At 56.4% G+C, this 26,207-nt stretch carries 35 protein-coding genes and 1 tRNA gene; 2 read left to right on the plus strand and 34 right to left on the minus strand.

Annotation, left to right across the window (positions count from 1 at the left end; translation table 11 throughout):
• Positions 1-83: 83 nt before the first annotated feature.
• The 9 genes from QN062_RS03950 to QN062_RS03990 form a co-directional block, all read right to left on the minus strand.
• A complete protein-coding gene (locus tag QN062_RS03950; protein ID WP_369342295.1) occupies positions 84-467 on the minus strand; it encodes a hypothetical protein in 384 nt (127 codons plus the stop codon).
• Between the two features lie 14 nt (positions 468-481).
• Positions 482-1,822, minus strand: a complete 1,341-nt coding sequence (locus QN062_RS03955) for a peptidoglycan-binding protein (RefSeq protein WP_369342296.1) — start codon at positions 1,820-1,822, stop codon at positions 482-484.
• Positions 1,823-2,323 carry a hypothetical protein gene (locus QN062_RS03960; protein WP_369342297.1) on the minus strand — a complete coding sequence of 167 codons (501 nt, stop codon included), beginning with the start codon at positions 2,321-2,323 and terminating at the stop codon, positions 1,823-1,825.
• A gap of 68 nt (positions 2,324-2,391) precedes the next feature.
• The gene (locus QN062_RS03965; protein WP_369342298.1) at positions 2,392-2,796 is read right to left on the minus strand and encodes a hypothetical protein; all 405 of its coding nucleotides are present in this window, start codon (positions 2,794-2,796) and stop codon (positions 2,392-2,394) included.
• A gap of 167 nt (positions 2,797-2,963) precedes the next feature.
• The gene (locus tag QN062_RS03970) at positions 2,964-5,006 is read right to left on the minus strand and encodes a hypothetical protein (protein ID WP_369342299.1); all 2,043 of its coding nucleotides are present in this window, start codon (positions 5,004-5,006) and stop codon (positions 2,964-2,966) included.
• A 10-nt stretch (positions 5,007-5,016) separates the two neighbouring features.
• Positions 5,017-6,867, minus strand: coding sequence for a hypothetical protein (locus tag QN062_RS03975; RefSeq protein WP_369342300.1), 1,851 nt, complete (start codon positions 6,865-6,867; stop codon positions 5,017-5,019).
• On the minus strand, positions 6,843-7,715 hold the full coding sequence (locus QN062_RS03980) for a hypothetical protein (RefSeq protein ID WP_369342301.1): 873 nt from the start codon (positions 7,713-7,715) through the stop codon (positions 6,843-6,845). The genes QN062_RS03975 and QN062_RS03980 overlap by 25 nt, the downstream gene beginning before the upstream one ends.
• Before the next feature lie 60 nt (positions 7,716-7,775).
• Positions 7,776-8,639: a hypothetical protein gene (locus QN062_RS03985; RefSeq protein WP_369342302.1), complete on the minus strand. Its 864-nt coding sequence runs from the start codon at positions 8,637-8,639 to the stop codon at positions 7,776-7,778.
• Positions 8,640-8,641: 2 nt separating this feature from the next.
• Entirely contained in the window at positions 8,642-11,518 is a 2,877-nt protein-coding gene (locus QN062_RS03990) for a tape measure protein (protein ID WP_369342303.1), read from the minus strand.
• Between the two features lie 32 nt (positions 11,519-11,550).
• Between QN062_RS03990 and QN062_RS03995 the strand changes: the two genes are divergently transcribed.
• On the plus strand, positions 11,551-12,060 hold the full coding sequence (locus QN062_RS03995) for an SHOCT domain-containing protein (RefSeq protein WP_369342304.1): 510 nt from the start codon (positions 11,551-11,553) through the stop codon (positions 12,058-12,060).
• Here the strand turns inward: QN062_RS03995 and QN062_RS04000 are convergent.
• The 15 genes from QN062_RS04000 to QN062_RS04070 form a co-directional block, all read right to left on the minus strand.
• The gene (locus QN062_RS04000) at positions 12,049-12,384 is read right to left on the minus strand and encodes a hypothetical protein (RefSeq protein ID WP_369342305.1); all 336 of its coding nucleotides are present in this window, start codon (positions 12,382-12,384) and stop codon (positions 12,049-12,051) included. The genes QN062_RS03995 and QN062_RS04000 overlap by 12 nt on opposite strands.
• 56 nt (positions 12,385-12,440) lie before the next feature.
• Positions 12,441-12,743: a hypothetical protein gene (locus tag QN062_RS04005; RefSeq protein ID WP_369342306.1), complete on the minus strand. Its 303-nt coding sequence runs from the start codon at positions 12,741-12,743 to the stop codon at positions 12,441-12,443.
• Positions 12,744-12,747: 4 nt separating this feature from the next.
• Entirely contained in the window at positions 12,748-13,326 is a 579-nt protein-coding gene (locus QN062_RS04010) for a hypothetical protein (RefSeq protein ID WP_369342307.1), read from the minus strand.
• Between the two features lie 23 nt (positions 13,327-13,349).
• Positions 13,350-13,709 (minus strand): hypothetical protein, encoded by a 360-nt coding sequence (locus QN062_RS04015; RefSeq protein WP_369342308.1) that lies wholly within the window; start codon positions 13,707-13,709, stop codon positions 13,350-13,352.
• Positions 13,709-13,972: a hypothetical protein gene (locus tag QN062_RS04020; RefSeq protein WP_369342309.1), complete on the minus strand. Its 264-nt coding sequence runs from the start codon at positions 13,970-13,972 to the stop codon at positions 13,709-13,711. The genes QN062_RS04015 and QN062_RS04020 overlap by 1 nt, the downstream gene beginning before the upstream one ends.
• 3 nt (positions 13,973-13,975) lie before the next feature.
• Positions 13,976-14,311, minus strand: a complete 336-nt coding sequence (locus QN062_RS04025) for a hypothetical protein (RefSeq protein WP_369342310.1) — start codon at positions 14,309-14,311, stop codon at positions 13,976-13,978.
• Complete coding sequence (locus tag QN062_RS04030; protein ID WP_369342311.1) at positions 14,308-14,694, minus strand: hypothetical protein; 387 nt, start codon at positions 14,692-14,694, stop codon at positions 14,308-14,310. Before QN062_RS04030 ends, QN062_RS04025 begins: the two co-directional genes overlap by 4 nt.
• Before the next feature lie 16 nt (positions 14,695-14,710).
• The gene (locus tag QN062_RS04035; RefSeq protein WP_369342312.1) at positions 14,711-15,661 is read right to left on the minus strand and encodes a phage major capsid protein; all 951 of its coding nucleotides are present in this window, start codon (positions 15,659-15,661) and stop codon (positions 14,711-14,713) included.
• A gap of 9 nt (positions 15,662-15,670) precedes the next feature.
• Entirely contained in the window at positions 15,671-16,147 is a 477-nt protein-coding gene (locus QN062_RS04040) for a helicase (protein ID WP_369342313.1), read from the minus strand.
• Between the two features lie 76 nt (positions 16,148-16,223).
• Positions 16,224-16,895: a hypothetical protein gene (locus QN062_RS04045; protein WP_369342314.1), complete on the minus strand. Its 672-nt coding sequence runs from the start codon at positions 16,893-16,895 to the stop codon at positions 16,224-16,226.
• On the minus strand, positions 16,831-18,357 hold the full coding sequence (locus tag QN062_RS04050; protein WP_369342315.1) for a phage portal protein: 1,527 nt from the start codon (positions 18,355-18,357) through the stop codon (positions 16,831-16,833). The genes QN062_RS04045 and QN062_RS04050 overlap by 65 nt, the downstream gene beginning before the upstream one ends.
• 11 nt (positions 18,358-18,368) lie before the next feature.
• Positions 18,369-19,808, minus strand: coding sequence for a terminase (locus QN062_RS04055; protein ID WP_369342316.1), 1,440 nt, complete (start codon positions 19,806-19,808; stop codon positions 18,369-18,371).
• A complete protein-coding gene (locus QN062_RS04060; protein ID WP_369342317.1) occupies positions 19,780-20,013 on the minus strand; it encodes a hypothetical protein in 234 nt (77 codons plus the stop codon). Before QN062_RS04060 ends, QN062_RS04055 begins: the two co-directional genes overlap by 29 nt.
• A 117-nt stretch (positions 20,014-20,130) precedes the next feature.
• Positions 20,131-20,538: an HNH endonuclease gene (locus tag QN062_RS04065; protein WP_369342318.1), complete on the minus strand. Its 408-nt coding sequence runs from the start codon at positions 20,536-20,538 to the stop codon at positions 20,131-20,133.
• Positions 20,457-20,630 (minus strand): hypothetical protein, encoded by a 174-nt coding sequence (locus QN062_RS04070; RefSeq protein WP_369342613.1) that lies wholly within the window; start codon positions 20,628-20,630, stop codon positions 20,457-20,459. The genes QN062_RS04065 and QN062_RS04070 overlap by 82 nt, the downstream gene beginning before the upstream one ends.
• A 143-nt stretch (positions 20,631-20,773) precedes the next feature.
• On the opposite strand from QN062_RS04070, the gene QN062_RS04075 reads away from it, so the two are divergent.
• A complete protein-coding gene (locus QN062_RS04075) occupies positions 20,774-21,055 on the plus strand; it encodes a hypothetical protein (protein WP_369342319.1) in 282 nt (93 codons plus the stop codon).
• A 204-nt stretch (positions 21,056-21,259) separates the two neighbouring features.
• On the opposite strand, the gene QN062_RS04080 is transcribed toward QN062_RS04075, so the two are convergent.
• From QN062_RS04080 to QN062_RS04125, 10 genes are all read right to left on the minus strand, one after another.
• Positions 21,260-21,330, minus strand: a tRNA-Gln gene (locus QN062_RS04080).
• 84 nt (positions 21,331-21,414) lie between these two features.
• The gene (locus QN062_RS04085; protein ID WP_369342320.1) at positions 21,415-22,026 is read right to left on the minus strand and encodes a DUF4145 domain-containing protein; all 612 of its coding nucleotides are present in this window, start codon (positions 22,024-22,026) and stop codon (positions 21,415-21,417) included.
• A gap of 161 nt (positions 22,027-22,187) precedes the next feature.
• On the minus strand, positions 22,188-22,940 hold the full coding sequence (locus QN062_RS04090; RefSeq protein WP_369342321.1) for a hypothetical protein: 753 nt from the start codon (positions 22,938-22,940) through the stop codon (positions 22,188-22,190).
• Positions 22,934-23,080 (minus strand): hypothetical protein, encoded by a 147-nt coding sequence (locus QN062_RS04095; RefSeq protein ID WP_369342322.1) that lies wholly within the window; start codon positions 23,078-23,080, stop codon positions 22,934-22,936. The genes QN062_RS04090 and QN062_RS04095 overlap by 7 nt, the downstream gene beginning before the upstream one ends.
• On the minus strand, positions 23,077-23,556 hold the full coding sequence (locus QN062_RS04100; protein ID WP_369342323.1) for a hypothetical protein: 480 nt from the start codon (positions 23,554-23,556) through the stop codon (positions 23,077-23,079). The genes QN062_RS04095 and QN062_RS04100 overlap by 4 nt, the downstream gene beginning before the upstream one ends.
• A gap of 20 nt (positions 23,557-23,576) precedes the next feature.
• Positions 23,577-24,650: a hypothetical protein gene (locus QN062_RS04105; RefSeq protein ID WP_369342324.1), complete on the minus strand. Its 1,074-nt coding sequence runs from the start codon at positions 24,648-24,650 to the stop codon at positions 23,577-23,579.
• 36 nt (positions 24,651-24,686) lie between these two features.
• A complete protein-coding gene (locus tag QN062_RS04110; protein WP_369342325.1) occupies positions 24,687-24,944 on the minus strand; it encodes a hypothetical protein in 258 nt (85 codons plus the stop codon).
• Positions 24,941-25,567, minus strand: a complete 627-nt coding sequence (locus QN062_RS04115) for a hypothetical protein (RefSeq protein ID WP_369342326.1) — start codon at positions 25,565-25,567, stop codon at positions 24,941-24,943. Before QN062_RS04115 ends, QN062_RS04110 begins: the two co-directional genes overlap by 4 nt.
• A complete protein-coding gene (locus QN062_RS04120) occupies positions 25,567-25,788 on the minus strand; it encodes a hypothetical protein (protein ID WP_369342327.1) in 222 nt (73 codons plus the stop codon). Before QN062_RS04120 ends, QN062_RS04115 begins: the two co-directional genes overlap by 1 nt.
• The gene (locus QN062_RS04125) at positions 25,785-26,153 is read right to left on the minus strand and encodes a hypothetical protein (RefSeq protein WP_369342328.1); all 369 of its coding nucleotides are present in this window, start codon (positions 26,151-26,153) and stop codon (positions 25,785-25,787) included. The genes QN062_RS04120 and QN062_RS04125 overlap by 4 nt, the downstream gene beginning before the upstream one ends.
• Between the last annotated feature and the right edge of the window lie 54 nt (positions 26,154-26,207).

Genomic DNA, 26,207 nt, shown 5'->3' on the forward strand with positions numbered 1-26,207 from the left:
TAACACAAAACAAGCCCCGCCCTCGGCGTGATGCCGGGAGCGGGGCTATGAGTAAATGTGTACGAATTCGTACATATTTAATGTCAGGCTGTAGTGGCTGCCTGGGTTGCGTCGATTGACTTTTCGTCAGCAGTCACAGGTGTTTCCTTTGTGACTGTCACTGCCGGTTGTTGTGTGGCAGTGACGGTAACTGGCATGGTGTCGAGATCCACGTAGGCCTTGGCGATGAGCGCGTAGATGGTCTGGGCCACGCCCATGACCGCAGCCGTGACCACCGTCGCGTTGAGCGGGGACTGGAAGCTGCCGGTCAGCCAGAGCGCGAGCAGCGCGATCACACCGCTCAGCAGGAGCGAAAACGGGAGCCGCCAGTCCGAGGGAACGTACCTCTTCACCAGTTGCACGATGACGCTGGAGGTGACGCCGCCCGCGAGCACGGTCGCCAGTTGCATTGCCGTAGTTGTATCCATGATTATTCTTCTCCTTAGAATTTTCCTGTGTTGAGTCTGGTCTGCAAGGCGCGCACGGTGGCGGGCCCGAAGCTGCCATCGGCAGTGACACCGAGGTGACGTTGGATGGCGCGAATCGTGTTGGGACCGAGGAAACCGTCCTGTGCGAGCCCGAGTCTTGCCTGGACCTTGCGGATGAGGTTCGAACCGGTCGAACCGTAGGCGACGGAGTACAGGCCGGTGCGCGAATAGCCGCGTGGGATGACCTGGCCGGAGACCACGCCGTCCACGCTCGTGCCCATGGTCTTCTGCCACAGCGCTATCGTCGCCGAGCCCGCCGAACCGTCCACACCTGTCTTCGAGGTTGAGTGCGTCCCTGCCAATGCCGCCTGGGTTGCTGGGCCTGCATACCCGTCCACGGTGAGACCGTGGGTCTTCTGGAAGTTGGCGACGGCGGCACGTGTGGCTGGACCATAGGAGCCGTCGACGGTCAGCCTGTAGCCGTACACGTTGAGCAGACGCTGCGTCTGGGATATGGAGTAGCCCAGATACGTGCCGGTCGGCACCGAGGATGCGGACGCGACCGTGGCCGTTGTGGCGGTGCTGGTGGTCTGTCCATTGCTCCACGCTCCGGACTTGGCGAGGTTCATGTCAAGGCTGCCCGAATAGCCGGAGACCCGTCCCACGCTCGTGTACTGGTGGATGTAGTACGTGCTCCAATACGAGACCGACGGCGCGCCATGATAGGCTCCGTTGTTGCTGCCGTAGTTGGCCACCCACAGCTTCACGCCGCTTGCGGCCACGCTCGACCAGTTGTAGGCGCGGGTCACCGACGAGCTCATATACACATACACGTTCGCATCCGCGCCAAGACGGGCACGCACCTGGGCAACCCAGGCGGCCACCGCAGCCGGGGACACGAAGCTGCTGCCCTCCGCGTCGTAGACGAGCGGATCGCCCTTCTGATACTCGACGAGATTGCTCACGAAATAGTTGGCCGCACTAGTGGGGTTCGCGTACCCGTTGAAGTAGTAGTGGCCGAGCCCCTTGCCGGCCGCACGGACCGCCTTCGCGTTGCGGGCGTACATGGAATCCTTGTAAAGGTAGCCGATATCAGAACCGGATTGCTTCACGATGACGAACGAGCCGAGCGCACCGATGCTGATGGATCCCTGCCATCTGCTGATGTCCTGACCGACCGTGTCGGCGGATGCAACCTGCGTGATGCCTGCCGATGCCGCCAATGGAATGGCAACCCCAGCGGTCGCCGCAGCCGGAACGATGCCAGCCGAGAGGGCAAGGGTGAGCGCTCCGGCGAGGAAACGCCTGCCGACGACACCCAGCATCCGTGACTTCTTGTGTCTTGCGTGACTCATCTACTTCACCTCCGGTGACGTGATCGAGGCGGCCGCGTTCACACCCGTGGCCGAGTTGGAAACGGTCTTGCCATCAAGTGTCACGGTCGACCTGATGGAGCTGGCTGAGGTGCCGTTCTGCGCGCTGACGGTCACCTTCTGACCGGTCGTGACCTGCAGGGTGGTCGAATATGGCAGCGCCACGTTCTCAGCGGACTTGGTGGCGGCCTTCGAGTCGCCCACCCTGCCGGTCGAATCGGTGGGACTGGCCGACTGCGCGTCCAGGCCAGAGGCCGCATCCGACGGCTTCAATCCTGTGTCAGGGTCGATGACCGTGATGGTCACGTCCGTGGCCACGCCCTCGCCTTGCACCGTAATGGTGGCAATGCTTGTCGTGGAATGTTTGGATTGCTGCGATGTGCTCGTTGACGTTGACACTGGTTCAGGCTGCGCGTTGCCGCACGCTCCCACGCTCATTAGGAACAGGACTGCTCCCAATGCTGCGCATAATCGTCTCCGCATGGATTTCCTCCTCATTTGGGGTATAAAAAAGCCTCCGGATGTTCGGAGGCTACAAATTTCAAATCTCATTATTCTGGCATGACTTCATGCTTAGGGTTCCAATCATCAAGTCGATCGCGGATCTCATACTCGCGTTTCAACTGGTCGAGCCGGATATGCCCGACACCATTGCCACCCATGCGCAAGTATTCTTCACCGGACTCTAGAGCGCTGGTGAAGGCATTCTGATCACGCGGGCGAGCGAACAGACACTGTCTGAGCACAATGAGCTTAATGTCGCGCATCTGCTCGTCAAGCGCGTGGAAATGCTCAAAGTCACGGTCAAGCTTCCCCTCGATGGGTTTCAAGTCTTCACGGGTAATCGCTGTCCTGCGTCGAGCGAGATGCTGACTGAACCAGCCAGTCAAACCACCCAGCCCACCAGAACCGATAACGGCGGTCACAATGGCCACGATTGAATCATCAGACAACATAAGCATCTCCAAAAACTGCCAGCTCGCCCACGCTCTGATGCAGGGCGAGCCAGTCAACGCGTGAATCAGGCATGATCGTCAAACCTCGCTTACAAGGGCCACTACGAGCGATGCGGTTGCAGACGAATGCGTCATTGATGATATTGTCAGCATACTTTCCTTAAAGTTCATATGTTTTCAACAACGATGGTGCGGTCACGAATGCTCCCCGCCATGTTGCCAGTGCCAATGCAGTATGCGCGCAAGGCCCAGCATGGGTAGATGAGCGTGCCAATTGGGAGACCACTGACAAGCTGAATCGAACACCCCGGAATCAAACCGGAATTACTGGGGCCAGTTCGCACATAGATGGGGACTGCGCCTACCTGATTGCTCAATGAGGTCACTATGTCATGCGTCGAGGTGGTAAAGAATATTGCAACATCCAAATAATTGATAGTGCCATTATCGGTTGTCGTATTGTTGGAGTAGCTGAAGCTTACCTTTATCTTCCCCGTCGTCGAATAGAAGCCTGACTCATTCGCGTCATACTGCCATCCCGTAACGCCCGTGGACGTTCTGATCGGCGACATTATCCGGTCACTGGACTGATACTGCGTCGAACCGAATATCGTCGAGCTCAAGTCAACCATTGAACTGTTCACGGGATTCCATGCCTGTATGCCATATGTCGCGTCCGAACCCATGTGAGCGTAGGCTGTCCCACCCTTATAGACGGTCATTCCAGTGTTGTTCATTTCTGTTCTTGAACTGGAGGAACCGGTGCGCACGGTAGCCCCGGTTATCGTTCCCTTGTTCGCAGTGAAGGAACCGTCACTTGCCGATATGGACAGCGTGACATTGCCGTTCGCATCGTAGGCGGTGATGCCAGCACTGTTGATGGCGACCCGAGCGCCGCTGGACGCGGTCTGGAACAGGCCGGACGTGATTATCCCCGCCGAGAGCATGCCGATGACCGCACTGTCGGCCTGGATGTCGCGCACGGCAAGCTGGTCGAGATACATGGCTATCGGTATCGCCTGCCATACTGTCCCATCCCACCACCATTCGGCACTGAGAGCCGACTGGAAGGTGCTGTCGCCGGAGAACCAGTCAAGGCCAAGGGACTGCAATGCGTTGTAATCGTCTTGCGAGAGCAATGACTGCTGCTTCAGGAACAATGTCCCACCAACAGTCACAGGAAGATGCCATGCGACTAATACGTCGGTCTGACTGGTCAGGGAAAACGGTATGGATACTATTCTCCCTTGAGTCATGTCAAGGTTTGAATCATAGGCAATGTTCACGCCACTGGTGCTTGTCTCGTATTGAACTGCGGCAGACATTGGAGTTCGAACCACGTCAGAACTCTTTGCATAGCATGAATATACATAGTCACCGGCGGGCAAAGTGATTGTCTCGCAGGTTCTTGCATAGGCATTCGTCGTGAAGCCTGAAAGAACGGTTGCGGTCACTCCAACGCCATTGGACGACGCAGACGCACCATATAGAGTGGTGAAACTGGTTACCTTGGGGTCGGTTGCAAGGTTCGTCGCCACCAGTGCACCGTCCTTCGTCAGCGTGCTTGAGGAAGCGTCAGTCGTTCCTGACCATGCGGCGGTCATGGAATCCCCGTACTTGAGCCACAGGTCGCCCTTGTGCACGCCATCGCCGACAGGGTCGGTGGTCGACTTGGTGACCGTGATGCCCAATATGTCAGGGTCGATGTCCGACGATTCGACGGTGACGCTGACATCATCGCTCGCGGCGGAGGCGTTGGGCGCGCTCGTACCATCCTGCAGATGCGCGTCGTCGTAGGCGATCGCGGAGACCGTGTGCACCGAACCGGTCTCGTACGCGCCAAACGCCCTGCTGCCCGCAGCGTACATGCTTTCGACGGCCACGCCATCGATCTGGATCGCGACATGGTCGAAGTCGGGGGGCACGCCGCCGTCGAGCGTGCCATCCCATGAGACGATGATCATGCCATTGCCTGATGTGACGGTGATGCCCGTCGGCGTTCCCGGAGCCGTCGTGTCCCCCACCCACTGGGCGACGCCGGTGTCCCCGGCACCGACACCCATGATGCTGCTGGTGCCGTCCGCGTTAGGGATTTCCACCGTTCCCGCGTTCCCTGTCATCTGTTTCGCGGCGATGCGGACTGCACTGTTCGCCGTATCGAGCGCCAGCGTGATGGTGTCCTTGCGTGTGATGTCTGGATGATAGACCATCCGTAACCTCCTAGAAAAGAGCGTCCATGACGTCGAACTGAAGCTTGATCTTGCTGGAATGGTCGCCGCTCATTCCCATGAGACGTGTCCTATATTGGCCGTCAGGCAATGTTGGGAAACCGGTGACATTGAGGATGAACGTCTCGCCCGGCCAGAACGAGCCAAGCGGGTGGAGCAGCGTGCCATTGGAATCGGTGTCGTCCACGTCGATGCTGCCGGTCAGCTGCATGAGAGGCAGCCTGTTGGCCTTCAGGTACGCCTGCGCCTGCTGCTTGAGCAGGCTGACGGTCAGCGTGTCCGAATTGGAATACACGCTCTCCTGCAGCATGGGAGGATCCATGGAACCCGTCAGCTGCGACAGGTCCTCGGCGATCGCCGTCACCACGCTCGCATCGGTGCCCGCGCCGGTGGCGAAGATGCGCTGCACGGGCGTCTTGTAGTCGACGGTCAGATCCTCCAGCGTGCCGCCGCCACGGAAGCAGTTCAATACGACCGGCGCATGGTCCATGTCGAGATAGATGTCCGCGTCGGAGCCGGCGAGCAGGTTCACGCGCACATGCCTGTCGTCAGACCAGTAGGGACGGAACGTGATGTCCGGGCCGCCGTCGGCGTTCGCCAGATCGGTGAGCAGCGTCTTCACGTTCAGATTCTGCACGTTCCACGCCGGATACGAGCCGGACGAGTGACCGGACTCTCCCAGGTATGGCAGGTCGAACGGCAGCGTGCCGCCATTCTTCATGTTCACCGCGACGTTCACCAGCGCCGAGGCGAGACCGCGCTGCGACAGGTTCGAGAACGTCAGCGCACTCCGTGAGTTCGTGTTCGCGCCCACCGGCCCCGGACCGCCATTCGCACCCGAAAGGCCAGCCGAGGCCTCGCTCTTGAACCACTGGTACGACTTGTAGCTGTCGGAGTTGGCCTGCGTGTAGTCCGTGTACGTGCCGTAATAGGCCTTCCCCTTGGAGACGATCGTGCTGAAGCCCTGAGCGCCGGTGACGCTGTCCGCGTACGCGGTATGCAGGTACGGCTGCTGGCCGTTCAACTTGGTTTTACTGGGATACCCGTCCGCCGCGTTCCCATCGCTCCAGGCCGCCCACCCGTATTTGGACGCGCTGGACGAGTCGGCCAATGTGGCATCCGTGTACGAGCCGACATATTTCTTCCCCGCCGAAACCGTGGTGCTGAAGTTCGTCTTGCCATCAGCGCTGTCGGCCCAGGCCCTGTGCAGGTACAGCTGATGCCCGGACGAGTCCGTGCCATTAGGCTCGCCGTCCGAACTGTCCACGCCCTTCAGATGCGACCACCGGTAGTCGGACGCCTTCGCGCTCGACGCCTTCAGCGCGTCCACATACACGCCGATGTACAGGCTTCCCGATCTTGCGGTGGCGAACCCGGAGCCCGCGGCATCGTCCGCATACGCCACATGCGTGTAATAGGTGACCCCATCCTGGAAGTCGCCGTCACGGATCGCATAGCGTCCATCCATGAGCGTCATCGGGGAATAGACGGGGAACGTGGTATCCAGCCACGTGTCCTCGCGCTCCCCCAACGCTCCCCACATGATGGGAGTGCCACGCCGATCGGCAACACCCTCGTATACCCATGCGGAGCAGAGTGCGCGCCGGCCCATGGAGAGCAGGTGGCTGCGTTCGGCGGGCGTGTCCGCGTTCAGCGCGCTCCACGGGATGGTGAGGTTCGACTCGTCGGCGTCCCCCAGGTTCTTTTCGGTCGTGGTGAAGCCGAAGTCGCTGACCGTCATCTGCCAGGAGAACGAGGGAATGTCGATCGGCGCGACGATCTGGCCCGTGCGCGCGTCGGTCAGCCAATGCTTCCAGCTCACTGGGACACCCCGCGGTCCCACACCTGAACCGCACGGCCGATATATGATGCGCTCGACCCGACATACTTGACCTGCTCGCCGGTCTTCTTCGCCGCCATGATCCTGCACGTATGAGATCCCGCAGCAACCACCCCGTCGTAGAACAGGTACTTCATGTCAGCGATGTTGTTGCACCATATCTCCGCCTGCTTCACCGTCTGCTCGTCGATCATGATGCGTGAGATGACCGAGCCGCCATCACCAAGGGCATACGGCGAACACTGGTAATCGACATGAATCATGCGGTCGGTCGGAACGGAGAACGTGCACAGCAGCATGTTATGGAACGCCGTGTCGGTCCAGACTGAAGAATAGTCGGAATTATCCACACTCCTGCCGACCTGCCCCAGCGAGCCGCCATACGGGATGGCATAGTTCTGACTGCCGTTCACGCTGGCCGATGAGGTCTTCGACGCTCCGGCAGGCACGAGCATCTGCTGCAGCGGCAGCGCGCCCGCAGGCAGCGTGGGAGCCGCGGGAGAAGCCGATGGCGTCCCCTGCACTACCATGCAGTGCACCACGTTATCCGGGGTGCCCGTGTTCGCCAGCAGATAGATCGAGTCGATGCGCGAATAGGTCCCATCCCCAGCGCTCACCGCATTCTCCGTGGTGCCGCCCGCGAAGTACGCTTCCGTATAGCCATCCGCAGAGCCCATCGAGCAGACCGCCACGCCCGCCGACACCGCATAGTACAGGTCGGAACGGCCGGAAACGGTGAGGCCGCCCATGATGCCCGTATTGTTCCAATGCCGCATGATGATGTTGCGATGCGTCAGCGGGTCCACCCCATTGCCGTCGGTGTCAACATCCACACCCAAAGCCGTAGTCATAGAGCCTCCAAAGAAAAAGCCCCGCACAAGGCGAGACATGAATTGTTAAAAAATTGAAAGTCAGATGTAGGTGTCACGGCATACTGCCGTCACCCATCCAGTGCCCGCACTCATGAGACGCAGCGACACCGAACCGGCGGCAGGAACCACAGGGAAATCACGACGCGACAGGCTGCGGCTCACGTCCACGCCACCCATGGAGGCCGTCTGCGAGCGCGAGTCCAAGGTGAGTGGGACAGCGCCGATAGCGCCGTCGTACTGCAGGGCGTTGCCGCCCCATTGGATCTGCACGCCGTTTGGGAAGCTTCCGGTCACCGTGAGCACCGGATAGGCCTTCGAGCTGCCCTGATTCAGGAGCAGCGCCACGTTCGACGCGGAGCCAGCGGTGCCATACGTGAGCGGATACTTCAAGCCCTTGCCGCCGTTATACTGCAGGCCGCCCTGCATGACCGACACAGGGAAGATCTGCGTCTGCAACGGACTCCAGGCAAGCCGCTCGGGACGCGGACAGACGATCGTCAGCGTACCGGTCTGATAGCGCTCGTTCCATGTCGCACCAAACTCGGGACGGATATAACCTGACACGAACGTATCCGAAATGTCATCCACCACACGGAACCTGACCGGCAAACCGTTCGCCTGCGACACTCTAGTGACAGCATTAAGAACCTCGCTGCGAACATTGCCGATCGCATCGAAGTTCACCGTCACCGTACGCGTCGCATAGAGTATAGAATCCGCCGCCACGTCATGCGCACCATTGCCAGATGCACGCTCAGTCACGTCAGTCTTCAGATCGGGAGCGCTCCACCAGCCTTCGATGCCTTGACTGGTTAGGACAAGTCCATCGGGAAAGCTGGCGTGCGCTCCCTCGAAACGGATTTGATTGTCTCCGTAGTAAAGGACTGCATACAGAGGATCCATGATCAGGCTCCCATCAATGAAGATCGCGCAGATGAGGCAGCAGTTCTGCCAAGAATGTTGCCATTCACGTATGGGTTGACAACGCCCTTATTGGTGATGCTGAAGTTCTGCACAACATTCGCCGCACCCACGCCTGCGACGAGTCCGGCTGCCGGACCCGTTGAATAGCTTTTGGCATTTGCGCTCATCTGTGCATTAACGCCGGTGCTTCCGACCATGGCTGCCAATTGACCATTCACACCGGATACGAATGGTGCGACATTGGCCCTGAAGCTTTTCTCCAGAGAACTGCCAAAACCCTGCATGATGACGTTTCCTGCCGGTATCAGCAGCTTCGCATCATAGGACAGCGGACCCTTATGCTCCTTGATCCAGTCACCGATGCCGCCAATGAAACTGGTGACATCCTTCCACGCATTCTTTAACCCTCCAAGAAGGCCTGAAAGGATTGCTTTGCCCGCGCCAGTGAGCCAACTTCCGGCACCTGAGAAGAATCCGGTTATTCTCCCTTTTATCCCAGAAATGGTGCCTATGACATTGCTGATTCCAGTGACGGCCGCATTCTTGATCCCATTCCAAATTGAGGAGAAGAATGTCTTGATCCCGTTCCATGCGCTGCTCCAAATCGTGCGGATCACGTTCAATCCACCACCGATGGCAGCGGTGAGCGCGTTCCAGACACCCGTGAACAGGCTGGATATCGCCTTCCATACACCCGAGAATATCTGCTGAATGCCCTGCCATGCCTGTGACCAGTTGCCAGTAAATGCGCCAACAATGTAGTTAATCACACCCTGAAGCACCGTGAGAACGCCTTGAATAATCCCAACTATCGCCGTGATGATTGGAGTCAATACAGCGAAGATCGCAGTAATCACCGAGGTTACTATCGGCAGCAAAGCCGTAACCACATTCACTATCGCCGTGATCACAGGTATCAGCATGCCAATGAGCATGGTTATAAACGGTGCGATTGCCGCTATCAATCCAACTACGACACCTATGATCTGCCCCACTATCGGCAGAAGGTCAGATATGAGCACTGCAATCAACGGTGCAACCACTCCAATGATTGCGGCTATCGCCGTAACAACCGTCGCTATCACCGGAGCCAAGGCCGTCACGATCTCACCTATAGCAGTGCCCACCGTTGATGCCAGTTGCGCAAACACTGGCATCAATTGAGTGAACAGGCTTGACATAGTGGAAACGAACTGGGAGAACACAGGCAGCAACGCTTGGACCACCTGCATGAACGCCTTGCCAAGCTGGCCAAAAGCGCTTTCCAATGCCGGAAGATTCGCCGTAATCGGAGCCATCAACTGCGAAAACATTGGCCCCAAGGCACCCAACGCCGCCGAAACCACGGGCATGACCGCAGTAGCGATACTCTGCAACGTGCTACCAAACGACGACACAAGCCCCTCAAGTGACGGAAGAATCGAATTCCACACACCCTGCACCTGCGTCCACAAGCCCGAAAGCACCTTAGCAAACGACTGCCAAGCCTTCTGACCGGTCTTCGTCTGCGTGAAAAAGTAAGTCAGGCCAGCCACGAGAGCAGCGATAAGACCTATGACCAAACCGACAGGGCCACCAAATGCCCCCAATACATTTCCAAAAGCCTTTGTTAGAGCTGGAGCAATTTTAAATGCAGCATTATATATCGTTTGCGCGGTTGTCCATAACTTCACCGCTCCAGTTGCCGCTGTTATTCCTGCTATAAGTGGTTGTATCCATTGTGAATTATCTTTAACAAATGTTGACACTTGTTGGAGAGCAGAACTTGCTCTATCGAGCACACCCGAGAATGCTGCCGCCGCACCCTGAGAGGTAACCATCTGGCTATTAAACCCAAGTAAATTAGCGAGTGCCTGCCCAATGGGTTGTATCACACCAATTGCAGCCTTGCCAACCGACGCGAGAGCATTGGCGAACGTCTGCACAGCACCTGTCGCCATGGTCTGCTTGACGAAATCAGACACCCAATTGCTTGCTGCGGTAATGCGAGCGCCGAATCCATTGATAGCGCCTGCTATGGTGCTGGCACCGAAAGCGTTAATGACGTTGGCAACGCCTCTGGTGATGGCGGTGTTCACGTTGGTCATGGCGGTGCCTATGCCTTGCGTGGCATCCTTCGCCTGCTGCGAGAACGATGCGAAACCAGCATATCCGCTCTTGTCTAGCTTGAGCACTGCGGCGTTGAACTGATCAAAGGTGACCGTTCCATCCTTCATCGCCTCATACAGATCAAGGCTCTTCGCCTTGGTGCCCAGTATGGATTTCGCCAACTGGTCCATCTGTCCGGGCATCGCGTTGGACACGGAACGCCACGCGGTCAGATCCACCTTGTTCAGGCTGAGCATCTGCGAGTACTGCTCCATCGCGTCAGACTGCATCTGCGTGCTCTTGCCGCCCGCAAGCAAAGCGTCGTTGAACGCAAGAGAAATGTCCGTTGCGGATTTCAAATTCTTCGTCAGCGGTGCGAGTTTCTGAACCATGCCAACCATGGAATCCAATGATGTCGGCAAGCCAATCAGCTTATCGCTCATGCGTTGAATCTGCTTGGCTGAATCCGATGCGGAATATCCGAGATTCTTCATGACCTTCGGGAAATTATTGATCGTGTCCACACGGCTGATAGCACCACTCAGGCTGCTAGACACCACACTCGCCGCTTTGGAAACGGCAGAAGACACCAGCCCGCTGATAGCACCCATTTTCGTGGCAAAGCCGGTTGAAAAGCCTTTGCCGGACACTGCGCCACCATTTGCGCCAGCCTTGGCGGAAGCATCGCCGAAAGCCTTAGATATGGCCTTGCCAACACCGGCCATTGACGGAACTATCGCCACATAGGCTTGAGCCAACTCATAAGCCATGAGACCCCCTTTAGAGGCGTAAAATCAAAAATATGAAAAGAAGTGTTCGAGAAGATGTTGTTGATGCTCTAAAACCACATAAGGTGAATTGGTCAAATAAGCAGACTTTATTGAATCTGTCCGAAAGCCTCTCGAGCAACGAAACGGTTACTGCTCTCGAATATGTCCGTTGCCACAAAGATGGCGGCTATCTGTCACTAAGCAACCAAAGAATTCTTTTCACGGGTATGGCGATATCTATTTCACTGTCTGCAATGCGTATAAGCATCCCTATATCAACAATTACGAGTGTCGATATAAGAGGAAGGCTTCTACGCTCGTTATACATATCAACGGCCGGGCAGTCCTATGAATTCACTTCTTTAAGCGAATCTTTCGCACAATGTATTGTGAACGCTGTTAGTGAACATGTTCCACAGACTTCAAGTGGCCCAATCGACTCAGCTGATCGTCTTTTGAAGCTTAAGCAGTTGCTTGATGCTGGGGTGCTCACGCAGGGCGAGTATGAGGCGAAGGCTTCGGTGTTGAAGTCAGCGCTGTGACACTACCCTGCGAGGCATGCTGAGGAATCGATCCAACAGTTCCGGTGACATTGATGTCGTATCGGTGCCTTGATGCTTCTTCTTGTCTCCCGGGCGGGGAATCGGCTTGGGTCTGGGCCCGCGACGTTTTCTGTCTGCCATGCCCCATTGGAACATGTTGAACGAATCCCACAGTCCAGCCGTGAGATATGCATCGATATCCCACGCGGCGGGACTGTCGAGAGCGATCCAAACCGCACTGCCGGAAGGCAGCCATGCTGCAAGGTCGGCAGCCCGCATGATGTCGAGCGTGCCGCCGAGATTGTCGAGATTGAGTTGATACACCCGCTGGAAGTCCGCCCTGAGCGCGTCCGGGCATTCATCCAGCAGCCATACCAACGTCAGGAGTTTGGGGCCAGCTCCGTCATCACCTTCGTGAGGAAATCAAAGAACCGTTCAACGTCTGCCCGGCCAGTCTCCTTGTCGGTGAGAGCGTCAAAAACGGTATCGGCTTCATTCCCGTACACCTTCTCTGCCACGTCAACCATGAGCAGCGGATCGCCTTTCTGGGCGTGGCGCATGTCACGCAGCAGGTTCGCATCATTGAACACGTCAGGGTCAACATGCACGGTAATGCCGTCAACGGTGGCAGTCCGCACACCCTTTTTAGGCTTATGACCCTGTGGCTGTTTTGTTGCTGCCATCTACTCACTCCCCTCCTGTAGTGGTTGCAACCTTCGCAATGTATTCGCGGCTGGTGCCACCGTCGTAGGCGTCATAGGCGTTGGCTGCGAGAGTCACGTCATACCCCATCGCATCAGTACCCACGAACGTACGATCGCCGAACTCGCTGCGTGTGATGTTTGGAATGACGATTCGGTCAACCTTTCCGCCATTGATTGCCAGTTCGATCACCCCGCTGAAATTCCCGTCTGGAAGATTATGGGTGATGCTCAGCCCGCCGTTCGCATCGGTCGTTACGTTGTCGTCGCCATATCGGGTCTTCGCTGCATCGGCGTTGAGAATCTCGATGAGCGTCATCTGGTACGACTCGGCGTAGCTGGTGATTTCGGTGAGTACAGTCTTGCCGCCCATCTCCACGATGGTGGAATTGTCGGTATCGGTCGAGTTGGTGATGCCGTCGTCGCTCACATATCCGTTGTTCTTCCATGCTTCTGGAAGAGTCGTGGTTGCGTCTGTGGGCAGTGCCGTGCCATATGGTGCCGTGTAGAACACTCCAGCGACGTTCGGTTTGCCAAAACTTACATTCTCGGCATTATTCGCCATGTTTCACTCCTTAAAAAATTGAATCAGGCTCTTACGGAAACCTGAATGCTTAACTGATATCTCGATTGTTTTGATTCGGGATCGGGATTATTGATGATGGACAGCAAATCAACCGCTCCAATTTCGTCATGCTCAACAAGATTGAGCAGCGAAGGCTTAACCAAGCGTGTGGCCGCGTCCGATGCGTTCCAACGTGACGAGTCCCAAACTTGAACGGACAGCAGTGGCGTGGCAAACAGGAGTCCATCACTACCGCCCACTCGTTCCACGGTGATGAACTGTTGAGGCCGTTCGTCGGGTATAGAGAAGGACGCTGGATAATCCCCCAGCGTCCCGTCATTGTTGAGATGGTCAATGACCAGTTTCTCGATGTTCACCGCCATCAGCCACCACCCAAAGCCTTGAGCAGCGTGTTATGCGCAGCCTGATCAACGCGAGCCTTCGTATTGCCGGTAGATACAAGAGACGTAGAACCCTTCGTGCTCGCACGAGCGGGCGTGGCATCATATTCGGCACCTGCCGTCACATGCATTGCGTTCGCACGGCCCGCAAGCTTCTCAGCTTCACTGACTATTGCAGCCTGAGTTTTGCCATCCTGTCGAAATGCCGTGAATGCTGCAAAATTCAGCTTAACCACATTCGTCATAGGCTATCCCCTCGTATCCTCAACTTGAACCTTGAGATTCCACTGTGTGGGTTTCATGCCGCCATCGTACGGTCTAGGATCACCGATCACCTTGTAATCCACCGTGTCGATCCTGATGGATGCACCACGAATCGAGTGGTAAGCCCATGCGCGGGGGAAATACAGGGTCTTGGCAACTGTGATCCCGTCAGGGCGAATCGATCCAGTGAGATTATCCTGGTCACCATCGGCAACCAAGACGTTACTCACCGGTGTTTCCGTTGTCGCCCAGACAGCATCACCACCCGGGTCAACACCGGACTTGACTCGCTCCACCAGCGTGACCGTCTCACCCCTCATGCGGCCACGCTCCCATCGGACATGTCAATCGAGAACGCATGCTGCACACCCCTACCCAACCGTTGCTTCTCGGCCTTGGTCAGATACAGGTCGCCGAGCGGGTTCGCATAGTTGTACGACTCGTTGAACGGACCCGCCGTCTGCTGGGTGGAACTCACACCAACATTGTCGGCACCGATCATGGCACGCTTGACCATCGCACACACAACGCCCGTCAATGTCAACGTGGAAGCGTCAGCATAGTACGGGCAGGTGTCCACGATGATCTGGCTGGCATCGGCTATCAGCGTCTCGGCCTGTGTTTTCTCGGCATCGGTCAGAGCATGCCAGCGTGCCTCAAGGTCGGCTGTGGCGGCAAACGGTTGTGTTGGAATGTCAGCCATGCTCGCCGCCTCTCAATCAGCCTTGGGTAGCGGGTGCGAGGACGGAAGCGGGATAGCGCTTCGTCTTGTCGGGCTGCACGTCGTTTATCGGGTTGGCGATCTGGAAGCCGACACGGAAGGTGACGCGCATGGCGACCGAATCCTGCTGCGCGAGATTGAGGATCACCTTGCCGTCGTCATCTGTGATGACCGCCTGGTCGAGCAGCTTGTAGGTGATGTCCTGGCGGATGCCAACCACGAAGTTCGTCCAGTCGGCGGCAAGCAGGGAGGCGACGGATGAATCCCATGCTCCGTTGGTGACCTCGTTCAGGCCGTAGCCGTAGAGAGTCGCTGGATTGCCTTCGGCGAGGGATGGCGCGTAGATGGGCGATCCGTTCGCGTTGCGGAGTCCGACAAGACGCCAGTTGAAACCTGGGGAGGATGCGAAGCCGTTGGCCGCATAGCCTTCCTCGGCGAGCTGCTGTCCCATCTCAGCGACATTCTTCGCGAGATCCTTCGCGGTGGATTCGGTGACCACGTTGCCTGCTGCGATGGCTCCGGGGATGATGGCGGTCGGGAAGCTCGCTGGCTTGTCCACGCCGAACAGTCCCGCCTGGTCGACCTTGTAGCCGATGGCAGCAGCCAGACGCGGCATGACCTCAGGCCAGAGCGGAATCGCCGAATCGTCGATAACCGCCTCTGGGATGGGGACGATTGCCGCCAGTTCCTCGGCGGTGATGGTCAGCCCGCTCCAAGCCTGCTTGGTGGTCTGCTTGAGACCGGTGTCACCGCCGACCCAGTAGGCCATGGGCTTGGAATCCAGCACCGGCTGGGTTCTTGTGCGCGTGGACATGGGGATCTGGCGTGCGCGTGTGAGCAGCACGGAAGACTTGGGTGCGTCCTGGATGATCTGCGTGGCGTACTCGGTTGGGATGAGTCCCCCGCCTAGGTCGCCGCTGGAAATGATGTCGTTTACTTCAGATGCCATGAGGGTATCTCACTTTCTTTTGAAAGATTCACGCAGCCAGTCGCCTTGACCGGCCGCAGGGTTTTGGGGTTGCCTATCGACTCCGAAGGCTATGGGAGCCTGAGGTTTCTTGGAGAGGAATGTCTTGAGGGATTCGGCGTGCGCCTGGATCTCCTCGAGCGTTGAGCCTCGCAGCACGTCGGTCGGAACGCCGGTGTCCTTTGAGACCTGCGCCTTCCATTGGGACTGCCGTTCCTTCGCCTTGTAGGAGCCGAGTTCGCGTTCCAGCTTCTCGGAACGGGCCTGCAGCTTCTCCTGCTCGCTCATGCGGGACTGCTTCAACGATTCAAGCTCGTCGGCCGCAGCCTTGTTCTCCTTGGCACGCTGCTCCCATTTGCGAGATTCGGCCTTCCAGTCTGGCTCTGCCTTGCCTTCGTCGCCGTGCGGCGGTGCAGGCTTGGGAGTCTCAACTCCGGTCTTGTCTTCCACAGATGCGTCATCTGCCATTTGCTCTCCATTCTGTTGAACGCCGTGCGGCATTAAAAAACCGCCCCGTGCGGAGCGGCCAAAAAATTGATAAGGATCATGCAGTATGAACGGTGTCACCGTCAGTGAAACTGTGCGGGAACAGGATGCGCATGTTCGAAAGGATCTGTTCCTGCTGGGGATGCTCGCCCAGACCTTCTCGGGCCTGAAGATACTGTGAATACATGCCTTCGGGGTCATAGCCCTCGATGTGGGCGGTTTCCCGATCCCATTCGGGCACTATCTGGCAGTGGCAGTCGTTATGCCATTCACTGAACTCGCCTGCGGACTTCTCGGAATGGTAGACGAATCCTCGCGATGCGAGCATCGAGCAGAACGCGCACGTCCGCATTCCGCTTGGCACGCGCGCATATCGCGGCTTCGCCGAATCAAGTCTGACGTTCTGTGCGATGGTCTCGCGTCCGGAATACTGGATCCAACGGTTCAGCGCACCATCCATAAACTGCGCCATGTCGCTGGCATTGCCGTCGAAAAGCTTTCCTGCCTGCCAGCGAACGGTTTTACCCACCGCGTCCGCACTGTAAGGGTCGCTGGAAATCGGATCGAAGCTGCCATCGACCTGCTGCGAGCGAACCTGCTCGTACCATTCGGCTGCCGCCGCTGCCGCAACATTCCCATACTTGCTCACCAATGCTGGAATAGCGTCAAGCAGCAGGTCGCGCTGCCACTCCGGACTCATTCCCTGCAGAGACTGGAATAGCGTCTGCATCTCCCGCTGCGCCAGTCTGACCGCCTGGAGCTGCGCCTGGTTGAGTCGATTCACGTCCGCTCTCGTCGTCATGTGCCGCCCCCAGCAGCTTGTCCAAGGTCGAGGACGCCTGATTCCTGCGAACCGTGGAAAGAATGGAATCGATGTCCTTCTGGTCAAAACCTGCGTAGCGCCATCCAACCTCGGACTGTGCGAACTCAGGAGAGACGCCAGCTATTTTGCTGAACGCGTCCGCACGGGCGGCGTCCGATATCTCTCGCGTCGGCGACCAGATGGGACGTATTGCCTTCAGGTCGTCCGGCACCTGTTGCAGTCCTTCGCGAAGGCACACTGCCATGGTGACGGCATCCTTGACGGAGCGGCCGAACCTGATGTTCTGCCGGTCAGCCTCGCGCGTGAGCTTTCGCTCGGCGACCGACATGGCTTCGGCGGATGTCGGATTCTGCGTGATGATGCCCAGATCACTCACGGGAATGTTCGTCTCCGAGGAAACCATGAGCGCTATCGTCTTCAGCATGTCGCTGTGTGGCTGCATGGAGGCCTGCTGGATCTGCTGCAGATCCGGCTTGTCGCCATCCTCGTCCTTGCTTATCGAATTGATGGCGCTGATCAGCGAAGACCAGGTGTCCTTGCTGAACGCATCCTTGGAAGCACCAAGGAACCAGAGCTTGGGAACCGCATAGAATTCTGCGGACGCCTCCATGCGCACGATCGTCCGGAATCCGATATCGGTGAGTGACATGAGTGGTCGGCTCACGCGCGAGCGCCCGAACGGGCGATTCAGCTGAGCGTCATAGCACAAAGGCACGATGGTAGGCCTGCCGAAGTTCGACTGCGACTTCACCGCAGACCATCCAGAACCATTCCTGACGCATGTGTAGAGGCAGTCAGGCAGCCACACGTTGAATCCCGTGATCGACCCATACTCGTCGTCACTCGTGATCGTCAGCGCAGAGGAAATCCGATTATGCCTGCGATCCCAGATAGCCGCCGACCAGTCCGCAGAACGCGGGATGATGACCATGCGGCTTGGATCGTCCTCGTCGGCGGAAACGGTCAGGAACGCACAGGAATGCGTGTATGCACTCGAAATGGCTTCAGGAATGACCGCATCAAGCGCATTGTCGTCACACAGATCGCCAACGCCATGACCGTCCGAACCATCGCCAAACGAGAAACCCTCGAATACACTCAGGTCAGCCAGCGAGCGCACGGCCTTGGCAGGCCATCCAATCATCGCGTCAACATTGCTCTTAATTCTGTCGGGTATGGAAATGCCAAAATCCTTGAACCGATAGTGCGCGTCTACATACTGAGAACGAATCAGATTGTGCGGATACTTGTCCGCCCAGACCTTCAGCAAGGCCTGAATGACCGGCAGGTCCTCGGAATCCACGCCACTGATGGAATTCAATGACACGGATTCGATGGCAAGGAACGACTTACCGGTGGACGTTGTCATATTCGCTGCCATCAGACCATCACCTGCTGCTTTCTTCCCGGATGCCGTCTGCTCGTGAACGCTCCATGCAGGGCAAGCGTGCATGCCACCAGTGGGGAAATGTCCACGTCACTGCCTTTCTTGTTCCAGCCGAACGCGCCGCTGTTGCCGATGTTTCGAATCGTTGCACCCTGCACCGCAAGTGCCAGGGGTTTCTGCTCGTCGTCAGAGAAATGGTGGAGACTGCCTTGGGCGAGCATGTCCTGGAATCGACCGCACGCCTGTCCCATGTCCGACGCGCTCGCAATCGTGACGCGCACATGACGCGATTTGAGTTCGGGAAGCAGCACCATCGCCGGAGACTGCCCGTCGATGACCACTGCCGCGGCTTTCATCCATCGGCTTGCCACCCATTCGGCAGCCCAGGCCGTGCCCGCATGAGCGGGATCCTTGAATTCGGCAAGTTCGATGTGTGCCGACCCATCCGAATACTTGACGCATGCTCCAATAGCTAGGGACGAACGGTCGGGCGACATGTCCAGCGCGAACGAGGGAATCCCGCCATTCGCACGATCCTTCACCGCTCCATGCGCCCAGGCTTCGGCGTCGATGGCCGACGAAGAGACGTTCTCATCCCAGATGCCGAGTCCCTCGCGACGGAACGAATCATCACCAAGCTGCTTCTTCATGCGAAGCATGGACGATTCGCTCGTGCGGGAAGGATAGGAAGGATTGGCCTTGCGCCACTGGCTGCGATCCTCGGAATCAGCATCCCTATCAGCGCCAAACTCCACATAGAGCATGTCGTCGGCACCCTTGAGAGCCTCCTGGCGACGCGACTGGAACACCTCGCTCGGATCGCTCGGCTTCGGTGGCGTCCCCATCATGATTATCAGTGAATTCGCAGCCGTGTTCGTCGCAGGGATCATGTCATCCAACGCCTTCTCGGTAAGGATCTGGCCTTCGTCGAAGACCTCGATGTCCACATCGTCAAAACCACGTCCAAAACCCGATTCGCGAGCGCCGAACAGGATGCGCGAGCCGTTCATGAACTCGATCTCCTGCTGGCCGTTAGCCTGCCGGACCACGCGAACATATTTGGCTATCGTCTTGCGGCGAGCCAATCCCTGCATGCTCTTGAACGTCTCATCCGATGTGCGAGTGCGATGGGCGGTCCACAGTGTCTTCAATCCGGGGAAAAGAATCGAAAGCATGAAGATCATCGTGCCGATGGTGAACGTTTTGCCCACCTGACGGCAGATGGAGATGATCACGCCCCCGATGCCAGCCGCATACAGGCCGTTCGAACGCTTGCCCAGAAGACATGCACCGAGCCCGTTCTGCCAGTCATCGTATTCGATGCCGCAGGAGGCGGCAAGCTTTCGCACGGCAGGCCAACCAGTGGAGACGATGCCCTTGGGAAGGATCAGATGCTTGGCAAGCTCAGATATTCTCCGCGTCGAACTCGCCATCGGCACTCCCGTCCAAATCGTCCAGAGGCTCCTTCTCCGCATCCTCAAGCTGGTTGATTTCCTTCGCCACGTCAGAAAGACGCTTCGTCAGAGCAGCCAGGTCACGCGGGGAAGTCTTCTCGTCGAACACGGCAAGCTCCAGACGATGCTTCATGCGCTTCAGAAGTTCAACATAGGAGCCTTCAGCGGCTTCGGAATCTGCCACCGTGGAACTCCTAACTCATGAAAGCCTCCCTAGGGCCGTGTGGAAAAATGTGGGGAGATTTTGGCTCTATGCACTGTGGGGGGCCAGCCGCGTGGGGGCAGGTGGGCCTCCCCTGGGTCACCATTCGCTCGTTCGGAACGGGATCGAGGTTGGCCTTATGCCATTGCCTTTGATCGCGTTCTGTGCCCATTGCTGACTCTTGTTGCTCTTCATCTGATTGCAGCATCTGTGCGTCAGCTGCACGTTGTGCCAGTCCGTTGGCGATCCACCTCGTGATACTGGTATGATCTCGTCCACTTCTGCGCTCCATGGATTTGGAGTTCGCAACGTTTTATCTACTGGTTTGCCGCATATGGCGCACACATCGTATGCTGCCATGACTCTTGCCCGTATTGCTCTGCGTCTCGCGCCGTTGGCGGTACGGGGGTTGCGCTTGGCAGGGGTCACTGCTCGGGGGCTTTTTCGCTGACGTATTCCCACGTGCCCTTGGGATAGGCTGCGATGGTCTGGAAGTGCCGACCCCATACTGTTAGGAGGCCGGTCTCCTTGTTGACCCGGTATCCTTTCGCGTCGTGGAGGATAGTTGGTTCTGAATCGGAGTGCATGACGATGAACATGAGGGGCCTCTTTTATAATCGGTTGTAAAAGTAATGATGCTCTGCTCATGTCTGCCACTGTGTGGCGTGCTGGGATGTGGCATGGCAGAGCAAGTGTTATTGCGGATGTATCCTTGTTCCTTGAGAGATTGGAAGGCTGCATCATGTGGGATCAGATACTGGGAACATATTTAATAGCGACGATTATCGGGATACTGTTGTTCGTACTTTGGTGGGTATTCCTGTATTTCTTCTTAAGTGCCGTGATAAGACGCGGCATTGATAAATCGGTTCTACGGGATCAGACCGATGAGCTTGAGGAATATCATCGCAACATGCTCTCGCTTGAGTCGCAGAAGGTTGAGCTCCTGAAATATCAGCGCCAGCAAGATCGGTCTGCTCCACAAGAAACCATGTCATATCCACCAATCCAGCAGACGAACTAAGTATGTTGCCTGATGGTGAAAGGTTGTAAAGGCCACCAGGCAAGTATTGTGCAGGCAGAGGCTTGGATACTCTCAGGGAGTATCGCATTTCAGCTTGCCTGCCTATACCGTTCCGCACTGCTGTGTCAATGCTTCGCGGCGACATGCGTCCCAGCGCACCGGAACGTGTCTACGTTGGCAGCACATCACAGTCGTGTTGCCCAGTTCCCAGACAAGGATTCGAACCTCGATTTGATGATTCAGAGTCACCCATGCTGCCATTGCATCATCTGGGAATGTTTGCCGCCCGCTATGTGACGGCAAGAATAAGCCCCGCCGCGCTTTGCGTGATGAGGTGAGTATATGTAAATCGAAATGTGTTAATAGTTCTGCGGTTGTGTTTTCCGGCGCTGTTCTCTAAGCTCGCGTCGCTTCTGAATAGCGATGGGCTGCTGATACACATAATCAAGTAGAGTGTCCAGGAATCCGAGGATGTCGGATGCGTCGTTCTCATCCACGGGGGTTCCGAGATCGCCGTGAGCCATGTCATTGCCCAAGAATCGAATCTCATGCGCCTCGTCTTTGAGCTGGCTCGTAATGATGTTGTCATCAGCCATCTTCTCGATGTCGCCATAGAGATTGTTGGTATGAATGCCCTTGTCTTTGGCTATTGCTTGGACTGTTGTCCTGGCAAGAAGGACAGCAGCACGGTTGGCATTGATGGAGAAACATGCATACGCCTCGGAAGCAGCAGAAGCAATGTTGTTTGGCACGTCTTCGTACTCCTTCCATTTCGATTTCTCCGGAAGCCAAGACTCATTTTTAGAGTACTTGGAGTATCTGGTGAACGCTTCTTCATTGCTGGTGAGAGAACCTGTCTGATTGTTCACTCGGTCTGCGAGGATTACGTTAGGGTAACCACATGAATCACACTCGCAGAATGCGTAGATCCGGTTGTCGTCCGCTTTTTTAGCCTCGCGAATTTGTGTCATGTGTGCGTCGTGTTGGCAGTGCCAGCAAATTCTATTAGCCATAGAGCAATATTACATCCGGATATGCGAAAGGCCCGGCGTTAACCGAGCCCCTGCATACAAATTCATCAACCATATCAATAATGATGGCCACACTTGAGTTTGTCAAATTTTGGCCACAGTCAGCGATTTAGCACTAGCCATATGTCCCACAGTCGATACACCGGCCTTTCGTTCTGCATCCCCACCGGTTTCAGTAGACCGCGTCTATGCCACTCGTTGATTGTCTTACGCTTGACTTCCAGCCCGCAGTCCTTGAACGTCCGGCTCAATGCCGCTGCGGTGCCTTGTGCGTCGCTGAGTGCGAGTCTGAACATGCGCTGCTCCTGTATCTGCCTGATGTTGACGGTTGCGCCGCATGTGCATGGCTGCCATCCTGCGGCCAAATCTTCCTCGCTTGACCAGATGTCTGCGCCGCACCGGTCGCACTGGCCGATCAGGACTCGTTCGGCGGGTGGCTCGAGCTGCCGGTCGAGTCGGTGCACGGCTGTCTCGGCGAGTTTGTAGATCCGCACCGCGTCATTTCTGCTCATGAGCCTCTGAGAACGTCTTGCGGCAACCTCTAGCAGGCTTTCAGCGTTCACCCTGACAATGTGCAGTCCCAAAGCCTTTCCGAGCCGTACGGCGTATTCTATGATGCTCTGCTGCAACTGCCATGCGCCGACGTTGACCGGGACTGGCGCGACGGTGCGTGAGCCACGGCTGCTCTCGCGTACCATCACGCTTGCCTTCTTCGCTGCGATCTGACGAAGGTCAGGCAGCCGCACGGCCAGATGGTGCAGCATGTGCGACAGCTCCACCACGCACTTGCCGCACACGAGCGTTCCGGCGGTCTCAGCGCCACAGAGCGCGCACCCTACGATTGTCGCTACCATTCCGGTCCCTTCTCTCCCGCGATCTTCCTCAGCGAGTCGATAAGAAACTGGTTGTAACCGAACTCGCGTCGTATCTGCTCATCGGTCGCCCCATCCTTGAGCATCTGGATTGCACGACGCTGCTGCGATTCACGAGTCATTGCTTTGCTCCTATCACGTTGTTTAATGGCAGATTGGTGAGTCGTCCTGCGAAATGGTATTGCTTCGGCTTGCGTGGTTTGGATGGGGCTTGCTCGATCTGGTATCCGCGTGATTGTTTCACTGCCTTTTGCACCGCCTTTTCTTCGGATAGTCCTTCACGAAGGTTGGCCAATAGTTTGCGTCGAGCAAGCCATGATTCATCCGCATTGAGGTTGAAAGGTTCAAGAAGTTGCTGCATCTGACTTTCGTCGACGCTCCTGGTTTCACGGATGCGCTTTACCCGAGCATTGATGTCGGCCGGCATGATCCAGGGGCGGCGGTTGGATTCCGCCCATTTCGGGTCGCCGTAAAACTCCACAACAGCCTGTTTCGCATCCTCCACGGTCACATAGTCTCTCAGTGCCTCGCACCACGAGTCGACCATCGTCTGCGTCAGGTTGCGCCCATCGAAGTCAGATGCCTTCTGCAACAGCATTCCGGTCTGGGTCGGATTCATCATCGCGCACCTCCCAGCTGCAACTGCCGAGAGTCCGGGTGGTCGCGCCGGTATATCTGTTTGACCACGTCCAGATTGCGGTCAAACTTCTTCTCCGCCGGATTCTGTCCACCTCGCTGCTCCGCCTTCAACCGCAACGTGTCGTACTTCTCGCGGAACTTGGGCATGCTTTGGATGTTGGGGCTCCAGAACGAATCTTGTTGGCACCAGTCGATGAGCGCATGAGCCTGCTGCAATGGACGACGATCCGTCTCGATGAGAAGCCGAGCCTCGGTCAGCCACCGCTTGGTTACTTTCGGCGGCTTCGAACCGTTATCGATGATGCGCTGGCGTAGATGATCGCACAGAGCGACAGCATCTGGATTCTCCTCATCGGATTTCGCGTCAGCGATTTCCGACGAAGAAGTAATACCTTCCTTATTCCCTTCCTTATTCCTTATTCCAGACGGTAATTTTCCGGAGTCTTCCGGTAATTTTCCGGAGTCATTCGGAAACAATCCCCCATCCCTTGGAATTTCAACGTTTTCCTGCACTTCTTCAGGCCGAAGAAACTCACTCTTCGCAGGGTGGCTGATCTTCTGGTGTTTATCCCAGTTGACTAGGTAAAAAACATGATGTTTTCCATCCCAATAACGCTCCAGGAACACCTTCCGTAATTTTCCGGAGTCTTCCGGTAATTTTCCGGAGAGTTGCAGAAGCGCATTGTGAACCTGCTGACGCACCTCATTCGGATGCTCATAGAAATCATGAGGGAACAACTGTGTACAGATCAGCGCCTCATCATCCAAACCCACACCATTGTCATCGCAATAACAGAACAGGCCAACGAAAAGATATCGAGTAAACAGTCCCATCGAGGACAGATCGGCGTCCGTAAACAGCTGCGGCTTAATCGTTCGAATCCGCATCCTCACCTCCTCCTTTCCAATGCTTGTATTGCGCCCTGTACTGCGCATGAAGCCGGAGCCAGCCGATATGATGCCAACTGCTGTAACAGCAGTCAAAACACGATGATCCATGCCACCGCTCACGCCACCACTGGCCACAATCAGGGCACCTGGCCACATGGCCACCCCAGCGTGAATTCTTGGGTAAAAAACAAGCCCTATTCATTCCGACACCGCCCTGCGAGCAGCTTCCAAGGCATCTTTAGCGAGTTCTTCACTCAAACCAAGCTCGCCAACTTCAACTGCAATAACACTGGCAGCCGCTTCTATCTCCGCTTCGGTAGGCTCGGCAGTACGACCAGCAACATACGCTTCTCTCGATTCCGTTGCACTGAGTGCGCCCGGTTGTGGAATTCTATAAAAATCAGTATCAGTAAGGTACGGGTATTTATCCTCCGCCTCGTCTGTTGCGATGGTCATGATTCCTCGCAGTCCACGAACTTCACACGAGTGTAAGGAGCAAACACATTAGGAAGTATCGGATAGAAATTCGGCCTGATTGGGTTTACAAAAGTAAGTAAGAAGAATTCTCCACCTTGAGTGGTCCCCCACAAATCGCCGTCCTTGTCCTTGTAGAACCCCGGCTCAGTCGGAATATTCGTCGGCACATCGTTAGGTGAATCGTAATAATGGGTGTTAAAAACATAATGCGAGGTCAATGACCATAAATCATCACCATCAGTGTCGGAATGCCATTCACATGCATCCTTATATCGCAGACACTTGTTGCCATTGATTACACTAACCCAACCAGAATAATTCCCGTCAACACTTTCTTGCCAAGTGTTGGCCACATCAAACTCAACCCACTGACGTTTTGGCTTCGGCTTGTATGAGTCATCAACCACACGACTGACCACAGCTTTGCGGAATTTTGCAAAGTCACCTTTATAGAAAAATCCTGAAGTCTCAATTTCCATTTCGTTAGCATGAAGATGTGTGACCTCAGTAACCTGCTCATGGTGGTGCACCTCTGGAGTGTCCCAGTCAATCCAGTCCCCAACTTGAATATCGTCAAAACTGATAGGATAGATAATCTTCATTACTTCTGCTCCTTACGATATGGGTTGGAATGATTATTCAAGACTGCACCTGTTGACTGTCTGCCTTCGTCCCATGCGTCTGCTCGTATCTGAGCATCATGAGCAACAAGCCAGCGGTCAAATACAGCACCTCGGCGTTCATCGACCACGCCTTCGCTATCGGGGTCGTTGGCATATTGAGCGCGAATCTCACTATCTGTCGGCGTGTATTCCTGTGTCATGATTCCTCCTCGATGATGCCGTGACCGGCGATGCGTGCCAGGGTATGTAGGTCGGTGAGCACGAAATAGTCGGCAGGGTTAGTGACTCGAACCGGTTTGAACGCGACCACATAGTAGGGAGCGTCGGCATTGCCCGCTTCTACGCGTGCCTCTGCCAACCATTCCTTGAGCGCATACTGTTTACGGTTCTTCACTTCGATAACCACGAATTCGCCATGAATTTTCAAACCGGATATGTCGCCAATATCGCGTGTACCGTGCAATGTTTCCCGATGGATCGTATGCTCGGTATCATCGAGTGCTTGCCGTAGATAGTTCACCACTGCTGTCTCAGCAGCAGTTCCTTTTTGCTTGGCCTTGCTCATATCAGCTCCGGTTTCTCGTAGACGTCGGCCATCCAGCCGCCGCAATGGTTCATG

Source organism: Bifidobacterium sp. WK012_4_13, from assembly GCF_041080835.1.
GTDB classification, from domain to species: domain Bacteria; phylum Actinomycetota; class Actinomycetes; order Actinomycetales; family Bifidobacteriaceae; genus Bombiscardovia; species Bombiscardovia fermentum.

Bases quoted from the DNA above. Each gene is read 5' to 3' on its own strand.
- QN062_RS04085 (WP_369342320.1), bottom strand. From the start codon at position 22,026: ATGACACAAATTCGCGAGGCTAAAAAAGCGGACGACAACCGGATCTAC.
- QN062_RS04110 (WP_369342325.1), bottom strand. From the start codon at position 24,944: ATGACCATCGCAACAGACGAGGCGGAGGATAAATACCCGTACCTTACT.
- QN062_RS03995 (WP_369342304.1), top strand. From the start codon at position 11,551: ATGAAAAGAAGTGTTCGAGAAGATGTTGTTGATGCTCTAAAACCACAT.
- QN062_RS04020 (WP_369342309.1), bottom strand. From the start codon at position 13,972: ATGACGAATGTGGTTAAGCTGAATTTTGCAGCATTCACGGCATTTCGA.
- QN062_RS04015 (WP_369342308.1), bottom strand. From the start codon at position 13,709: ATGGCGGTGAACATCGAGAAACTGGTCATTGACCATCTCAACAATGAC.
- QN062_RS04075 (WP_369342319.1), top strand. From the start codon at position 20,774: ATGTGGGATCAGATACTGGGAACATATTTAATAGCGACGATTATCGGG.
- QN062_RS03980 (WP_369342301.1), bottom strand. From the start codon at position 7,715: ATGACTACGGCTTTGGGTGTGGATGTTGACACCGACGGCAATGGGGTG.
- QN062_RS03960 (WP_369342297.1), bottom strand. From the start codon at position 2,323: ATGCGGAGACGATTATGCGCAGCATTGGGAGCAGTCCTGTTCCTAATG.
- QN062_RS03985 (WP_369342302.1), bottom strand. From the start codon at position 8,639: ATGGATCCTCTGTATGCAGTCCTTTACTACGGAGACAATCAAATCCGT.
- QN062_RS04045 (WP_369342314.1), bottom strand. From the start codon at position 16,895: ATGCAGACGCTATTCCAGTCTCTGCAGGGAATGAGTCCGGAGTGGCAG.
- QN062_RS04050 (WP_369342315.1), bottom strand. From the start codon at position 18,357: ATGACAACGTCCACCGGTAAGTCGTTCCTTGCCATCGAATCCGTGTCA.
- QN062_RS04025 (WP_369342310.1), bottom strand. From the start codon at position 14,311: ATGAGGGGTGAGACGGTCACGCTGGTGGAGCGAGTCAAGTCCGGTGTT.
- QN062_RS04055 (WP_369342316.1), bottom strand. From the start codon at position 19,808: ATGGCGAGTTCGACGCGGAGAATATCTGAGCTTGCCAAGCATCTGATC.
- QN062_RS04070 (WP_369342613.1), bottom strand. From the start codon at position 20,630: ATGTTCATCGTCATGCACTCCGATTCAGAACCAACTATCCTCCACGAC.
- QN062_RS03950 (WP_369342295.1), bottom strand. From the start codon at position 467: ATGGATACAACTACGGCAATGCAACTGGCGACCGTGCTCGCGGGCGGC.
- QN062_RS04040 (WP_369342313.1), bottom strand. From the start codon at position 16,147: ATGGCAGATGACGCATCTGTGGAAGACAAGACCGGAGTTGAGACTCCC.
- QN062_RS04065 (WP_369342318.1), bottom strand. From the start codon at position 20,538: ATGGGGTCGGCACTTCCAGACCATCGCAGCCTATCCCAAGGGCACGTG.
- QN062_RS03955 (WP_369342296.1), bottom strand. From the start codon at position 1,822: ATGAGTCACGCAAGACACAAGAAGTCACGGATGCTGGGTGTCGTCGGC.
- QN062_RS04030 (WP_369342311.1), bottom strand. From the start codon at position 14,694: ATGGCTGACATTCCAACACAACCGTTTGCCGCCACAGCCGACCTTGAG.
- QN062_RS04100 (WP_369342323.1), bottom strand. From the start codon at position 23,556: ATGCTGTTGCAGAAGGCATCTGACTTCGATGGGCGCAACCTGACGCAG.
- QN062_RS04035 (WP_369342312.1), bottom strand. From the start codon at position 15,661: ATGGCATCTGAAGTAAACGACATCATTTCCAGCGGCGACCTAGGCGGG.
- QN062_RS03990 (WP_369342303.1), bottom strand. From the start codon at position 11,518: ATGGCTTATGAGTTGGCTCAAGCCTATGTGGCGATAGTTCCGTCAATG.
- QN062_RS04005 (WP_369342306.1), bottom strand. From the start codon at position 12,743: ATGGCAGCAACAAAACAGCCACAGGGTCATAAGCCTAAAAAGGGTGTG.
- QN062_RS03970 (WP_369342299.1), bottom strand. From the start codon at position 5,006: ATGGTCTATCATCCAGACATCACACGCAAGGACACCATCACGCTGGCG.
- QN062_RS04115 (WP_369342326.1), bottom strand. From the start codon at position 25,567: ATGAAGATTATCTATCCTATCAGTTTTGACGATATTCAAGTTGGGGAC.
- QN062_RS04095 (WP_369342322.1), bottom strand. From the start codon at position 23,080: ATGACTCGTGAATCGCAGCAGCGTCGTGCAATCCAGATGCTCAAGGAT.
- QN062_RS03965 (WP_369342298.1), bottom strand. From the start codon at position 2,796: ATGTTGTCTGATGATTCAATCGTGGCCATTGTGACCGCCGTTATCGGT.
- QN062_RS04010 (WP_369342307.1), bottom strand. From the start codon at position 13,326: ATGGCGAATAATGCCGAGAATGTAAGTTTTGGCAAACCGAACGTCGCT.
- QN062_RS04090 (WP_369342321.1), bottom strand. From the start codon at position 22,940: ATGGTAGCGACAATCGTAGGGTGCGCGCTCTGTGGCGCTGAGACCGCC.
- QN062_RS04125 (WP_369342328.1), bottom strand. From the start codon at position 26,153: ATGAGCAAGGCCAAGCAAAAAGGAACTGCTGCTGAGACAGCAGTGGTG.
- QN062_RS04120 (WP_369342327.1), bottom strand. From the start codon at position 25,788: ATGACACAGGAATACACGCCGACAGATAGTGAGATTCGCGCTCAATAT.